Origin of the sequence: Vibrio hepatarius (assembly GCF_011806575.1) — a bacterium.
Taxonomy (GTDB): domain Bacteria; phylum Pseudomonadota; class Gammaproteobacteria; order Enterobacterales; family Vibrionaceae; genus Vibrio; species Vibrio hepatarius_A.
Genome location: NZ_JAATOO010000003.1, coordinates 1 through 14,920 on the forward strand (window position 1 = coordinate 1; position 14,920 = coordinate 14,920).

Consider the following 14,920-nt stretch of genomic DNA (forward strand, 5'->3'; position numbering starts at 1 on the left):
AGCTAGCGAACGTGCGTGGTCAACGCCCCACAGTGCGGTAAACTCGTGACCGATCATGTGTGTTGCCCAGTCATGGGGTACGCCGCTACCAATCAAGCCATTTAGTGCTTGGTTAGCTGACCACATTAGGTTTGCACGCCATTCATCGCTATCACGTTCAGCAAAGGATTCGCCCAGTGTTTTTAGTGTACGAAGTAAGGTTTCAGCGTAGCCATCTTGAACCATTCCGCCATGCGGTAGGGTAATGTACTGCTCACACACGTGCACCCAAGCGTCGACAACGCCATTAAGTAACTGCTTTTCTGGTAGCGTTTTCATTACATCTGGGTCAAGTACCGCGAACTTAGGCTGTACGAACGGAGACATGAACGGAAGTTTGTCTTGAGTTTCCGCTTTTGTAATCACCGCACCCATGTTTGATTCTGAACCTGTCGCTGGCAGCGTAAGAATGGCGCCTAGTGCAACCGCATCGCTTACTTGGTGTGCGCCAGTGAGGATATCCCAGCCATCACCTTCGTATTTTGCTGCTGCGGCAACATACTTTGAACCGTCAATGACTGAACCTCCGCCAACAGCAAGAACAAAGTCAACATTCTGCTCTTTTACGATCGCAACCGCTTTGTCTAGCGTCTCTTTGGTTGGGTTTGGTTCAATACCACTGAATTCTACCCATTCTACACCTTCGAGTGCTTTTGCAACTTGGTCGTAAACGCCGTTTCGTTTGATAGAGCCACCGCCGTAGGTAACGAGTACTTTTTTAGCACCAGCAATAGCTTGAGTAATTGAAGAGATTTGACCTTGGCCAAAGAAGATCTGAGTAGGATTAACGTAAGTAAATTGCATTGTTGTTCCTCTTGCTTCCTAGTGCTGTTCACTAATACATGAACAGTGTTTATCTTATGGAGTGCATAATACTATCTAAAAATGCATAATCGAACGTCAATTCCTCCAATGTTATTGCCTATTTCTACAAATTTATTACTATTAGTGCACTAACGGAGGCAGTATGACCCTAGCGCAACTTTTACAACAGTACGTCGATTATCAGCAATTGCATCAGCTTGAAGGTATTTATCAAACGCCAATTGACGGCGTATGGTTCTATCGTAGTAGCCGTGGCAATGAGCGCAAACCTTTCATTTACCAATCAGGCATTATCCTGTTAGGTCAGGGCAGTAAAAATATCTACATTGGTAATCAACCTGTCCACTACGGCCCGAATGATTACCTAGTTGTGGGGGTGCCGATGCCTTTGGAATGTGAAGCGATCGCAGAAAATGGCGAACCATTGCTTGGACTGTCGATCGATATTGATCCACAGGTATTACATCGCCAAGTGCATAAACTCGAATCATTGGGTTACAAGCCAGATAAATCGAGCAATGAACAGCGATGCGGTTTGAAGTCAGTTCGCATGGAAGCAAGTGTGCTTGATGTGAGCAAGCGTTTGGTTCAGGCTTTGTGTAATCCTTACGAAACCGCATTGCTAGCTGATGCTCTCAAAGAGGAACTGGTTTACCGTGCTTTGACCAGTGATGAAGGGCATATCTTGTTCGATTTGGCGCACCATGAAGGCCATTATGCCCGCGTAGCGAAAGCGCTAGAAAAAGTACACCGAGAATACGCGGGGAACTTATCCGTTCAAGAGCTGGCCCAAGAAGCCAACATGAGTGCATCTGCATTCCACAATGCATTCAGAGAAGTGACGTTGGAATCACCGATCCAATACATCAAGAAAGTCAGGCTCAACAAAGCAAAAGAGTTGATCCATTTAGAAGGAAAGAAGGTCAACGATGCAGCGCGTTTGGTTGGCTATAACAGCTCCTCACAGTTCTCACGCGAGTACAAACGCCATTTCAATGAGACACCACGCGGCTTAAAGTTGGCGAGTTGATCGCGAAGGTAGGGAAAAGAGGAAAAATCGCTTTACAAAATTACTGTTTTATTCGGATGAAACCTCGTTCATACTGTCCGAGTAGTTAACCACTTAGAAGTCGAACCACTAATTTTGGTTACTATACCCCTATAGGAGATCTAGTCAGTCTCTTAAAAAAGCCTCTAAACAGCAATGTGTAGAGGCTTTTTATCTTTTATCTAGCTACATCCAAATTGATAGCTTTCCGGTACCACCACAACACCTTTTTCAGAAATGTGGAACCGTTTTGCATCAGCAACAAGATCAAGACCAATCTGTGTATGGGGCGGTATACGAACGTGTTTATCGATGATGCAGTTCACCAATTGAGAACCTTCACCAACATGAACATCGTCGAATAAGATACTGTCAACAATGGTTGCACCATCGTGGATCCTAACATTCGGTGATACGACCGAATGCTGCACTGAGCCTCCAGAATTCACCACGCCATCAGCGATAATAGAATTAATAAATATCCCTTCATTTCCCGTTTCAGAAGAGACAGTACGCGCTGGTGGACATTGATGCTCGTAAGTGCGAATCGCCCAGTCAGCCTGATATAAGTTCATTGGCGGAACAGGCTCCAGTAAGTCCATATTTGCATCGTAGAATGAATCAATCGTCCCCACATCACGCCAATAACAATCTTTCGCGACACGTCCTTTGTCGTTACAAAAATCGTATGCGTAGACTCCGTGAGATTTGATTAGCTCAGGAATGATGTCTTTACCAAAGTCATGTGAAGATTCGGGGTTGTTTGCATCATTATGGAGCGCTTCTTGGAGTACCTGACAACTGAATATGTAAATCCCCATGGAAGCTAAGCTACGGTCTGGTTGACCAGGGACAGAAGGTGGATCTTTGGGTTTTTCGATAAATGAGGTAATACGGCCAGTTTCATCGGTGTCGAGCACACCAAACTGTGTTGCTTCCTTTCGATCGACGTTCATGCAGGCGATCGTTAAATCGGCTTGATTGGCTTTGTGCTCCTGTAGCATTACCTCATAATCCATGCGATAGATATGGTCGCCAGACAATACAACCACGTATTCAGCATCACTTCGCGAAAGCAACCATAAATTATGATAGATGGCGTCAGCCGTACCTTCATACCATTTACCACCGCCACGCATTTGCGGCGGGACAACAGTAATAAATTCGCCGAGTTCAGGGTTGAAGATTGACCAACCATTACGCAAGTGTTTTTGTAGAGAGTGCGATTTGTATTGAGTCAACACTAAAATACGTCGAAGACCAGAGCGCAAGCAGTTGGTGAGAGTAAAGTCGATGATTCGGTATTTACCACCAAAGGGAACGGCAGGTTTGGCGCGGTCGTCAGTGAGTGGGCTAAGGCGAGATCCCATACCTCCGGCGAGAACTATGGTAAGGGTGTTTTGCATGCTAATCTCCATATGGTGCGGTTTGTCCATATCAGAGTAGTACAAGAATTACGCCATGTTGTAACCACACGGTTTTAAAGGGGTTGCACTGATTATGTGTAAAAGCAGGCTCAGTATTGGTGCATAACAAATTACATATGCACTAAAATCATGCAATCGAGTTTGCTTCCACTGATGCCATTACATTAACTTGGTTACGACCAAGTGTTTTGGACTCATATAGTGCGATGTCTGCACGCTTATAACTGTCACCCGGCTTGCTGCAAATATCCGTCACACCACCACTGACAGTGATCTTCAGATCGCTTTCGGCGTTCACTGCAATACGTAATCGGTTTACCACGATCTCCGCTTCATCTAACGGAGTATGAGGCATGATGATAGCGAACTCTTCACCACCAATTCGCGCAATAATATCGGTTTCACGCAGGTGAGTGGAGAGGGTTTGTGCAACTTCACCAATGACTTTGTCACCAATGTCGTGCCCATATTTGTCGTTGATACGCTTGAAGTGATCAATATCGATTAGAGCGAGCGAAACGTGTTCACTGTCTGGATAGCGTTTAATTCGTTGGCTATGAGCTACCATCTCAGTATCAAACTTGCGGCGGTTCCACAGGCCACTGAGTGGATCTTTTTCACTGAGCTCTCTCAGCTGATCTTCGAGCTCTTTACGGTGTGAAATGTCAATGAATGACGCAACGTAAAATTGAATAGTACCTTGTTTATCCGTTACCGTTTGGATACGAAGAATTTCTGTAATCAAGGAACCATCACGGCGCTTGTTTACCACTTCACCTTCCCATATTCCTTTTGTTTCCAACGCTTTCCACATATTCATATAGAATTCTTGGTTATGGCGTCCTGAAGAGAATATCGTAGGCTGCTTTCCTTTCACTTGATCGAGAGTGTAGCCGCTGGATTTAGTGAATTGTTCATTGACTTGAATGATACGGTTATTGTGGTCTGTAATCACAACCGCAGACATTCCGTTCATCGCTGCACGGGCAATTTTACTCGCCATGCTGTTTTTCTCGTGGTTGTAATTCCAAGTCACGAAAGAGAAGGTAATCAGAGCAATAATAATGAGCAGAAACACCGCTTGAGTATTGAGCTCGCTACGCTCTTCATCTGCGATTGGTCGGATATCGCTCAAATCCGATTCAAGTACAAAGATCAACGGTTCTTTCGTTGAAGTATGGGTGATATCAGTTTTGATAAACGAGTACCAAGAGCCACCTTCTTTTACCGTTCCCGAGCTAGCTAATTGGATTCTGCGCCATAGGTTAGGGTACTGTTTGTTTAGACTGTACTCTTTATGTTCATCAATAATATTGCCTAATATACGCGTACCGTCATTTGGTAAAATATAGTAACCGTTACCACTAAATATTGTCGGTAAGTTATTGGTATTGCGTTTGTAAGCGAGAGATTTATATATACGCTTTAAATCGAGATTAGCGACAAAGTAACCTTGTCGTTTGCCGTCCAATTCGATTGGAACAATAACGCGATAACCTAACGTTAACGGATAAACGATTTGTCCTCGTTCTGATTCTAAATCGATACCGTATGTGCCAACTTGGTTTCTTTTCAATGATTGCGCATAAGCAAAATACTTGCGATCCCCCTTGTATTGGAGGTCGAATGGGGCAACGATTTCGGAACGTAATTCACTAGTATTAACGCGAATCTTTTCCATACCTTGGCTGTCAATGAATCGCAATTGCGAATAAACACCTTGAGTCTTAGCAATAAGTAGCCAAAGGTAGCTTACATTTTGCAGGTTCTCTTGTGTTGGGTTGAGGATCGCTTGATGCAACAAACCATTATTGGACAAAGAGCTTGCGGCGGTAATTATCTGGTCCAGTGAGACTTGCAACTCGGCTTTAGCGTATTCGAGTTTATGGATATTGTTCTGCTCAACAGTCTGCAGCGCACGCTTATCTATCTTGGCGTGCTCGTTGAGGAAATATAGTGTAGGTACACACGCTAACACCGCGAAAGTAACAATAAACTGGAGACAAACTCTGTAGCGTGTTGAAGACATTGAGTGCAAGTTAAGCCTAAGTTGTAATAAGTTAAATGGTTAATGTTGTTGCGTTATTGTAGTTGTATGGGTCGATATTCATAGCGACCTCGAATTGTGCCGCTTACGGTAACCTAAACTTATGCATTGAATCCAGTACTTATCACGACAAACTTATATTTAATCTTCTTTACGTTGCCAAGGTATATATTCTGAATGAAAGTCACAAATTTAATTGCGTAAAAATATGCTTTACCTAACATCATTCGTCTACTTGCGTGAAACAAAAAAAGCACCTCAATGTTGAGGTGCTATTTTTGGATTTCAGTATGATTTACGCTTCCGTTTGCAACTGTTTTTGTTCGCTGCGTGATTTAAGGAATGCATAACCAAAGCCTGTCACAGCGGTACCTGCTGCAATTGCGACTAGGTACATGAGTACTGGTGTAATTGCGTTCGGGATAAGCAGTACAAACAAACCACCGTGTGGAGCCATCAATTTCGCGCCAAACAGCATAGATAATGCACCTGTTAGAGCACCACCTGCCATACATGCTGGAATCACACGCATTGGGTCTTTCGCCGCGAATGGGATAGCACCTTCAGAGATAAAGCATAAACCTAGCACAAATGACGCTTTACCTGCTTCACGTTCGCTTTGTTCAAACTTGTTCTTAGCAATAAAGGTCGCCAAACCCATACCTAGTGCCGGTACCATACCCGCCGCCATAATAGCTGCCATTGGTGCGTAGGTTTGTGAGGCCAGTAGACCAACACCAAATGCATACGCGGCTTTGTTCACTGGACCACCAAGGTCGAAACACATCATTGCGCCCAGTAGTACACCAAGCATTACCGCACTGTCAGAACCCATGTTGTTCAAGAAGTCAGTTAGACCGTTCATGATGCCAGAAACGGGGCCGCCAACGATGTAAATCATGACCAAGCCAGTAAATAGAGTGGCAACAAACGGAATGATCAAGATGGGTTTCAACGCTTCCATTGACTGTGGCAGCTGTACTTTGTCGGCGATAAGTTTGGCTGCGTAACCTGCGATGAAACCAGCAGCGATACCACCTAGGAAACCGGCACCTGTTGAACTCGCCAGCATGCCGCCGACTAAACCCGGAGCCAGACCCGGACGGTCAGCAATCGAAAAGGCAATGTAACCAGCGAGAACAGGAATCATAAGTGCAAAAGCAGAGCCACCACCGATGGTCATCAATGCCGCTGCCAATGTCCCTTCTTCTTTAAACGCTTCGATACCGAATACAAAGGATAGGGCGATGATCAAACCACCGGCAACCACTACTGGAAGCATGTGAGATACACCGGTCATCAAGTGTTTGTAAGCCCCTTTCTTCTCATCGTTGGCTGTTGAAGAGCTAGATCCGCCAGTGTGCTGATAAACGCTAGCTTGCTCGAATGCTTTGTCCATCTCTTCGGCCGTCTTTTTCAGTGCTGGGCCAGTTTTAGTACGGTACATCATTTTGCCGTTAAAGCGTTCAAGTGGTACTTCAATATCTGCTGCGATAATAACTAAGTCGGCTTCCGCAATTTCTTGGTCGGTCAGTTGGTTCTTCGCACCGACAGATCCACGAGTTTCAACTTTGATTTGATGACCACGACGTTTGCCTTCTTCTTCAAGAGCTTCAGCGGCCATAAACGTGTGAGCAACACCTGTAGGGCAGGCAGTAATCGCAACGATCTTTTTCGTCGCTGAGCCTTCCGCTGGTGCTTGCGCAACTTGCGTCGCTTCCGCCAATGTTTCCGCTTTCGCTGGTGCATTTTGTAGGAACGCGACAGCATCAGCAGTTACTTCAGAAATTGGGGCTTGGTAGACTTTCTTGCCGACAAAACGGGATGTATCAACCGGAGTATTTGTCGCAATAACAATACATTCAGCTTGTTCAATCTGGTCTTGAGTAAGAGCATTAGCGTTAACTACGCTAGATTGGCACTCAATAGATGCATTCCAACCAAGCTTGGCAGCTGCTTGTTCTAATAACCCCGCAGCGAGAATGCTGTTTGCTACGCCACTCGGGCAAGCGGTAATAATAGCGATATTCATAGTGATAACCTTCTGTTCCTTAGTTTGCTTTCACGTTCGTACTAGAGCAAATCTGTTTGACTTGAGTGTTTAGTTTGATCTCATCCAGCTCTTGTTGGCTGGTCAATCCAACGCCTACTTGGCTGACGGCCATTGCCGACAATGCCGTTGCAAAGCGTAATAAATCTGTTTTGGGTAGTGCTTGCATATGACCCCAACATAAACCTGCTACTAGGGTATCACCTGCGCCGACTGTACTAACCACGCTCATCTTTGGAGGCTGAGCTTGGAGCCATTCACCGTCGTTTAGCCACATCACTCCGTCAGCGCCCATTGAAACAACAATGTTCTCGATGCCATTTCCGGCTAAAGATTGAGCAGCGTCGCGACATGCTTCAAAAGAGCTGAGATCCTGACCGAGTAGATCACTCAGTTCTTCATCGTTGGGTTTAATCAACCAAGGTTGTGCTTCGATACCCGCTGCCAGAGCGGATTTGCTGCTATCAAATAAGACCTTTTTGCCTTGCTGGCGTAATTTACCGATCCACGAAGCGCAGAGCTCTGGTGTTACACCGTTTGGCAAGCTACCCGCGAGAACAAAATAATCGTGCTCTTCGGCTAGCTTAAAAAGCACTTTTTCGAAGCGCTCAACTTCTACAGGCGAGACCTGTACACCAGGGAAGTTGATATCACTAACCTGACCATCTTTCTCTACCAATTTGACATTGATTCGAGTTGCGCCTTCAACTTGAATGAATTCGTTGATTGCGCCAATTTCGTCAAATAGTTGATGAAATAGCTCTGGGTTGTCTTTACCTAGAAAACCAGTAACGGTAACTTGAGCACCCAAATCGCTGAGAACTTTAGCAACGTTAACGCCTTTACCGGCCGCATGTAGATTGCTGTTATTTACTAAGCTGACAGAGCCTACGTTGAGTTCGTCTAGGCTACCGGTCAGGTCAAGCGCCGGGTTCAGCGTGATGGTGACAACTTTGTTGGTTTTTACGCTTTGCATAACTTGCCCCTTAACCTTCACCGAGGCCAGATGCAATCGCATTACCGATTGATTCAAGCGCCAATGAGGCGTCTGGACCTTCGGCTGTGAATTGAAGCTGGTGACCATGTTTAACGCCTAATGCGATAACTTTCATTAAGCTCTTCGCATTCACGGTTTTACCGTCACCATCTAAGTTGGCAACACGAATGTTGGATTCAAACTTCTTCGCTTCTGCAACCAGCATTGCACCTGGGCGAGCGTGCAAGCCATGCGCATTTTTAATTTTAAATACCGCTTGGTTGCCAGTTTCTGAGTCTTGAGTTTCGACCTCTTCACCTTTCAATAGCGCCAGAAGCTGCTTTGTGTCTGCGCTAAGTAGTTTGTCTTGTTGGTTATCAAAAACAATTTTAGATAGTGTATTTAGCAAGACTTGGTGAGAACCATTACACGCTGCGAATGCAAATAGGGCACGTACAGGCTGCTGCTCATACGTGAACTCATCGACGCTTGAAACAAACGCAGCGCCACTACGAGAAACACTTTGATCGCTACCAACTAACCAAATACCTTTGCCTAGATGCGTCGGCGCTTTAGCAACCACATCGGCAACAAATGCACTGTCAACACAACCTGCGTTTTTCAACAAGCCAGATGCGACTGCGCTAAGTTGAACCATGTCGTTGGCAGGGAAGTTTAGCTGAACTAATGAAGCATCGAATTCCGCTTCGAGTTGTACGTCACCATTAAGCAGAGCAATGATCTCTTCAGCAGATTTAGAGTTACGTAGACGCTCTTCGACGCCATCAGCACCAAGAACTTTAGTCAATTGCTTCAGGATGCTTAAATGTTCATCTGATTTTGCAGCAATACCAATGGCGAGATAAACAACATTGCCATCACCCCAATCGACACCAGCAGGGAAGTGATGCACGGCTACGCCCGTTGTTTTCACCATTGAGCGCGTATCAGTTGTTCCGTGAGGAATAGCGATACCGTTACCCAAAAATGTAGAGTTTTGGTTTTCGCGATCTAACATGCCAGTGACATAAGCGTCTTCCACCAGCCCTTTTGAGCTAAGGCTTTTAGCAACGTTCTTAATTGCTTCGGTCTTATCGTTCGCAGATTGCGACAGAGTAATATCGTTTGTATTCAGCTTAAGCATGGTTCTTCTCCAGCTTTAGTTATTGGGTTGTTCTTTATTTAGTCTTAACAACTGAATCGATTCAGCAGTTAAGCAAATTAAAAGAATTCAGCGAAACCTTGACGAAAAATCCATATCTTAACGATTGGTTTTTAGCATAGTCCGAAATGGCGTATTAAGGTGACCTCGTTCAATTTTTCAGGTTTTGCTGAATCCTTTCAGCTTTAATACTGAATCGGTTCAGCATATAATTCAATTCAAGGTCGGATCTTTAATTGGTAATTATGATCCCGCGCACAGAACAAGGTTAATGATATGACACTAGACGAAGTGGCAAAGTTGGCTGGGGTTTCTAAAACCACTGCGAGCTATGTGATAAATGGGAAAGCGCAGAAGTACCGCATTAGCGAGCAAACACAGCGTAAAGTAATGGCCGTGGTGGACGAATATAACTACCGACCAGACTTAGCGGCTAGCACGTTAAGAGCAGGGCAGAGTCGTTCGTTTGGTTTGATTATTCCCGATTTGGAAAACACCAGTTACGCGCGTTTAGCCAAACTACTCGAACAAAACTCACGCTCCGCGGGCTACCAAATCCTGATTGGTTGCTCCGACGACAATCCAGATACGGAAAGAAGCGTCGTACAGGCATTAGTTAGCCGAAAAGTCGACGCTTTGTTTGTCGCCAGCGTGATCCCAGAAGCAAGCGACTTTTACTTGGAACTGCAAAAAAGCGGAACGCCAGTAATTGCTCTCGACCGTCCTTTAGACGATGAACACTTTTCTTGTGTTATTAGCGAAGACTTTGGTGCAGCGTACGATTTAACGCAATCATTATTGGGTGACAGCGTCACTAAAATTGGTCTGATCGGTGCGCTACCTAACCTAAATATATCGCGTGAACGCGAACTAGGCTTCAATTCAGCAGCGAATAAAGCGAATGTCGAAACAGTAATTGGCTATGGGAAGCACTTTAACCGCGAAGATGGCAAAGCGGTACTCGAGCGTTGGATTGAAGAGCAAACCGTACCAGATGCCATCGTTACGACCTCGTACACCTTGTTAGAAGGGGTGCTCGATGTGTTGTTAGAACAGCCTCAGCTGGTCAAAAAGCTTAAAATTGCTACTTTTGGTGACAATCGCTTACTCGATTTTCTACCCGTGAAAATTAACTCTTTACCGCAGCAGTTCGAATTGATTGCAGACAGTGCAATGGCGTTAGCGTTAAATGCAGCGTCAAAACGTTACCAGCCTGGCATCGAGCTAGTACCAAGGAAGATAGTTGTACGTCGTTAAGATAATAAAAAAGCGCCAAACGGCGCTTTTTTTAGTACTGGAATCGAACGGACATGGTTGCTTGCGGACCGTACAAACCGTTGTTTCGCATTTCTGCGGACAGTGATAACTGTTCGGTAGAATGGAAACGTACACCAGCGTGAACCACCGATGCATCGTCATTACGGCCAAGACGCCCGGTTGCTTCGATTTGGTCTGTTAACCATAAACGGACACCGATATTCATCTCTATCTGAGTATCGTTATCACGTTGTGAATCATCCGGAAAATCAACGTAGTGAAGCAGTAACTGCCCATAAACATCAGCAAACTGGTTTACAGGTCCATTAAAGCCGATGCCTGCAGCGATGTCTGAGTCGTCTTCAAACTGAGTGTCTATACGTGCGACTAGGTGAGAGTTCTGAGTAAGAAACATGCTGCCTTCAACACCGACCATTTCAGGGTTTACAGAGGTGCGGACTTCCATGAAGTTGTAGTTGAAGTTATTAGCGTTTGCGATTCCAGTGAAGCCAGCGCATGCAATAGCGCTGGCTATGATTAACTTTTTCAAAGCAGTCTCCGACTTGCATCAATTTTTTGACTGTTGGTTACAATGCAATATGCAAGCCAGAATACTAACGTAATATCAGATAATGAAACAGTTTTACAGGATTTGGATGTGCTCAACCTCAATTTCTGGCGTATTGCCGCCTTCATACTCACCAAATAGGCGTAATTTCTGCTTTTCGTCTAATGGTGCTTCAAGTTTGATGTCATCGTCTAACTCGACTTGGATCTCAGATTTACCGTCGCTCAGTATGAACGTATCGGCACTAATTTGACGGATTAGACGACCTTCCACAACAACGTCTTTTTCTGCGAAGTAGCTCGTGTCTTGGAGTAACGAATCAATGGTATCTAAGCTGACAGGTCCTTGATACTTAACCACATCTGACTGTTTGTCTGACGCATTTGCCAATGCCGATACCGAAATTAATGTTGCAGCAATAATTGGAAGCATTTTCATAAATTCACCTTTGCCTTTACTTACGTGTTGTTAGTTAGTGTCAGTGCTATTAAACAGCTTGCGCCTTGAACCCACAGTGAGTGAACTATTCATCTTCGATTCATTGTTGTGTATTGCACGTAACACGCTATCATCGGTCGTTATTCTCTTCTTAGATCATAAAGTTAATTATGCAGCCAACGACAAAAGCACTGATGGTGCAGGGAACGACCTCAGATGCCGGAAAAAGTGTATTAGTGGCAGCTTTATGCCGCGTGTTAGCACGTAAAGGTGTCAACGTGGCGCCGTTCAAACCTCAGAATATGGCTTTGAACAGTGCGGTGACTGCGGATGGTGGTGAAATTGGGCGCGCACAATATGTACAAGCGATGGCAGCAAACATTGAAGCCAGTGTCGATATGAACCCTGTTTTGTTGAAGCCAAACACCGATATGGGCGCCCAAGTGATTGTCCAAGGTAAAGCGGTGGCAGATATGAATGCGATTGGCTACCAAAGCTACAAAGAGTTTGCTTTACCTTTTGTTATGGACTCATTCCACAAGCTGCAGAACCAGTTTGATACCATTGTGATAGAAGGTGCTGGGAGCCCCGCAGAAGTCAACCTACGTGAAAACGATATCGCCAACATGGGATTTGCCGAAGAGGCGGATATTCCGGTGATCATAATTGCTGATATTGACAAAGGTGGCGTGTTTGCCCATTTGTACGGCACACTGGCACTACTATCTGAAAGTGAACAGAAACGTGTAATTGGTTTTGTGATCAACCGTTTTCGGGGTGATTTGAGCCTTCTCCAACCAGGCTTAGATTGGTTGGAACAAAAGACAAACAAACCGGTGATTGGCGTGCTGCCGTACCTACACGGGTTTGATCTAGAGGCGGAAGACGCCATCAATAGCTCACAAGTTACTCTAGGTGAAGCGAAGCTAAACGTCGTTGTTCCAGTTTTTCCGCGAATCAGCAACCACACCGATTTTGATATCTTGCGAAGCAATCCAGATATAAACCTGCGTTATGTTGGACCAGGAGAGCGTCTAGACCGTGCGGACCTGATCGTATTACCCGGTTCAAAATCGGTACGTAACGATCTCGCTCATTTGAGAGAACAAGGCTGGGATAAAGATGTCGCTCGCCATATCCGTTTAGGTGGAAAAGTCATGGGGATTTGTGGTGGATACCAAATGTTGGGTAAATCCATTTCCGATCCATTGGGTATTGAAGGTGAAGCAGGCCGCTCTGACGGGCTCGGCTACTTAGATTTAGTGACAGAACTTGCACCAGACAAAACGTTGACTAATGTTACCGGCACCATGATGTTGGCAGGCCAAGAAACCGAGGTCAAAGGCTATGAGATTCACGCTGGCGTAACACAAGTAAATGAACAGCCGTTAATAACATTGTGCAATGGTCAAACTGATGGCGCGATCAGTGATTGCAATCAAGTGATAGGGACCTATTTACATGGTATCTTTGATGCATCAGGTGTTCTGAACACGGTCGCTAACTGGGTGGTAGGTGACACTGTCACTAGTGCTAATCATGCGCAAAATCAGGAAGATGCGATTAATCGAATTGCAGATGCGGTCGAAGAACACCTCAACTTAAAACTGCTATGGCCTGAAATGGACTAACCACTTAATGAAAATACACAAATCGATACTCATCCCTGTATTGCTCGGTATCAGTTTCGCGTCAAACGCAAAAGAGAAACTCACTATTTACGCAGCGTCATCAATGACCAACGTAATAGCAGAGCTTGTTGAACAGTTTGAAAAACAGCAGGATGTGGATGTGACGACGGTGTTTGCTGGAAGTTCTTCGTTGGCTAGACAACTTGCACATGGCGCACCTGCCGATATATTCATTTCAGCCAATCGTAAATGGGTACAATACCTTGTTGAACAAGGTATTACCAAGAGTGACAATGTCACTAATATAGCATCAAATAGTTTAGTTGTGATCACAGCAAAACAGAATACAGAGCGTTTAAACCAAACCAATGCAGACTCATGGTTAAAGCTACTAGGTGACAGCCGACTAGCCATTGGTCAACCTGACGCGGTTCCTGCAGGAATGTACGCAAAAGAATCGCTGCAGAACATGAAACTGTGGGATACATTGAGTAAAAAATTGGCACCAACAAACAACGTACGTATTGCTTTGGCGCTTGTAGAACGACAAGAAGCAACCTTAGGTATCGTGTATCGAACTGATGCGCTGCTTAGCGACAACGTTGCTATCCTTACGACATTACCGGAATCGTCCTATCAGAAGATCTCTTATCCAATGGCGACTCTAAATGACAGAGAATTAACAAAAGCTTTCAACCAGTTTGTTGTTAGCCAAGCCGGTAAAGAAACTTTAGCTAAGTTTGGTTTTAACTAATATGTTCGATTTTCTAACAGACTATGAAACACAAGCTCTTTTACTGAGTTTGCGCGTCGCAACATACGCCATAGTTTGGCTCATTCCTTTGGGCGTCGGTATCGCTTGGGTGTTAGCGAAAAAAGAATTCATCGGTAAAAACCTGCTCGATAGCGTGATTCATTTGCCATTGGTACTGCCGCCCGTTGTGATTGGTTATTTGTTATTGATCTCAATGGGACGACAAGGCGTTTTAGGTAAATGGTTATACGACAGCTTAGGGATTGTATTCTCGTTCAATTGGAAAGGCGCGGTACTGGCTTGTATCGTCGTCGCATTGCCATTAATGGTTCGTTCCATTCGCCTGAGCCTTGAAAGTGTTGACCACAAACTCGAACAAGCGGCAGCAACACTTGGTGCCTCGCCAGTTAAAGTGTTTTTTACCATCACATTGCCTCTTGTTGTACCGGGTATCATCACCGGCACTATGTTGTCGTTTGCTCGCAGCCTTGGAGAGTTTGGTGCAACCATCAGTTTTGTTTCCAATATTCCAGGAGAAACGCAAACCATTCCTTTAGCAATGTACAGTTTTATCGAAACTCCAGGCTCGGAAACCGAAGCGATGCGTTTGTGCATCATATCGATTGTGATTGCATTAGCGTCGATGATGCTCTCTGAGTCGATGTCACGCTATACGCTCAAGCGTTTAAGAGGCTGAT

The 14,920-nt window shown here is 45.0% G+C and carries 13 protein-coding genes; 5 read left to right on the top strand and 8 right to left on the bottom strand.

Translation table 11 applies throughout. The features are described from left to right. Positions 1–843: iron-containing alcohol dehydrogenase (locus tag HCZ42_RS02695; RefSeq protein WP_167419229.1), on the bottom strand; the 843-nt coding region annotated here is incomplete at its 3' end. Positions 844–1,006: 163 nt separating this feature from the next. Here HCZ42_RS02695 and HCZ42_RS02700 point away from each other — a divergent pair. Beyond that, positions 1,007–1,894, top strand: a complete 888-nt coding sequence (locus HCZ42_RS02700; RefSeq protein WP_167419230.1) for an AraC family transcriptional regulator — start codon at positions 1,007–1,009, stop codon at positions 1,892–1,894. A gap of 200 nt (positions 1,895–2,094) precedes the next feature. On the opposite strand, the gene glgC is transcribed toward HCZ42_RS02700, so the two are convergent. The 5 genes from glgC to fruB form a co-directional block, all read right to left on the bottom strand. Beyond that, the gene (gene glgC, locus HCZ42_RS02705; protein WP_167419421.1) at positions 2,095–3,330 is read right to left on the bottom strand and encodes a glucose-1-phosphate adenylyltransferase; all 1,236 of its coding nucleotides are present in this window, start codon (positions 3,328–3,330) and stop codon (positions 2,095–2,097) included. Positions 3,331–3,466: 136 nt separating this feature from the next. Further along, positions 3,467–5,368 carry a sensor domain-containing diguanylate cyclase gene (locus HCZ42_RS02710; protein ID WP_167419231.1) on the bottom strand — a complete coding sequence of 634 codons (1,902 nt, stop codon included), beginning with the start codon at positions 5,366–5,368 and terminating at the stop codon, positions 3,467–3,469. Between the two features lie 313 nt (positions 5,369–5,681). After that, positions 5,682–7,418, bottom strand: coding sequence for a PTS fructose transporter subunit IIBC (gene fruA / locus HCZ42_RS02715; protein WP_167419232.1), 1,737 nt, complete (start codon positions 7,416–7,418; stop codon positions 5,682–5,684). Between the two features lie 19 nt (positions 7,419–7,437). Continuing rightward, positions 7,438–8,412, bottom strand: a complete 975-nt coding sequence (pfkB, locus tag HCZ42_RS02720; protein ID WP_167419233.1) for a 1-phosphofructokinase — start codon at positions 8,410–8,412, stop codon at positions 7,438–7,440. Between the two features lie 10 nt (positions 8,413–8,422). Further along, positions 8,423–9,556 carry a fused PTS fructose transporter subunit IIA/HPr protein gene (fruB, locus tag HCZ42_RS02725; protein ID WP_167419234.1) on the bottom strand — a complete coding sequence of 378 codons (1,134 nt, stop codon included), beginning with the start codon at positions 9,554–9,556 and terminating at the stop codon, positions 8,423–8,425. Positions 9,557–9,850: 294 nt separating this feature from the next. On the opposite strand from fruB, the gene cra reads away from it, so the two are divergent. Next, positions 9,851–10,831 (top strand): catabolite repressor/activator, encoded by a 981-nt coding sequence (gene cra, locus HCZ42_RS02730; RefSeq protein WP_167419235.1) that lies wholly within the window; start codon positions 9,851–9,853, stop codon positions 10,829–10,831. Positions 10,832–10,862: 31 nt separating this feature from the next. On the opposite strand, the gene HCZ42_RS02735 is transcribed toward cra, so the two are convergent. Next, on the bottom strand, positions 10,863–11,381 hold the full coding sequence (locus HCZ42_RS02735) for a hypothetical protein (RefSeq protein ID WP_167419236.1): 519 nt from the start codon (positions 11,379–11,381) through the stop codon (positions 10,863–10,865). 93 nt (positions 11,382–11,474) lie between these two features. Beyond that, complete coding sequence (locus tag HCZ42_RS02740; RefSeq protein ID WP_167419237.1) at positions 11,475–11,837, bottom strand: YgiW/YdeI family stress tolerance OB fold protein; 363 nt, start codon at positions 11,835–11,837, stop codon at positions 11,475–11,477. A gap of 170 nt (positions 11,838–12,007) precedes the next feature. Here HCZ42_RS02740 and HCZ42_RS02745 point away from each other — a divergent pair, with 170 nt between their 5' ends. The 3 genes from HCZ42_RS02745 to modB are packed head-to-tail and all read left to right on the top strand — an operon-like array spanning position 12,008 to position 14,919. Then, complete coding sequence (locus tag HCZ42_RS02745; RefSeq protein ID WP_175579379.1) at positions 12,008–13,468, top strand: cobyric acid synthase; 1,461 nt, start codon at positions 12,008–12,010, stop codon at positions 13,466–13,468. A 7-nt stretch (positions 13,469–13,475) separates the two neighbouring features. Continuing rightward, the gene (gene modA, locus HCZ42_RS02750; RefSeq protein ID WP_167419238.1) at positions 13,476–14,222 is read left to right on the top strand and encodes a molybdate ABC transporter substrate-binding protein; all 747 of its coding nucleotides are present in this window, start codon (positions 13,476–13,478) and stop codon (positions 14,220–14,222) included. Position 14,223: 1 nt separating this feature from the next. Further along, positions 14,224–14,919 carry a molybdate ABC transporter permease subunit gene (gene modB / locus HCZ42_RS02755; protein ID WP_167419239.1) on the top strand — a complete coding sequence of 232 codons (696 nt, stop codon included), beginning with the start codon at positions 14,224–14,226 and terminating at the stop codon, positions 14,917–14,919. The last annotated feature ends 1 nt before the right edge of the window (position 14,920 follow it).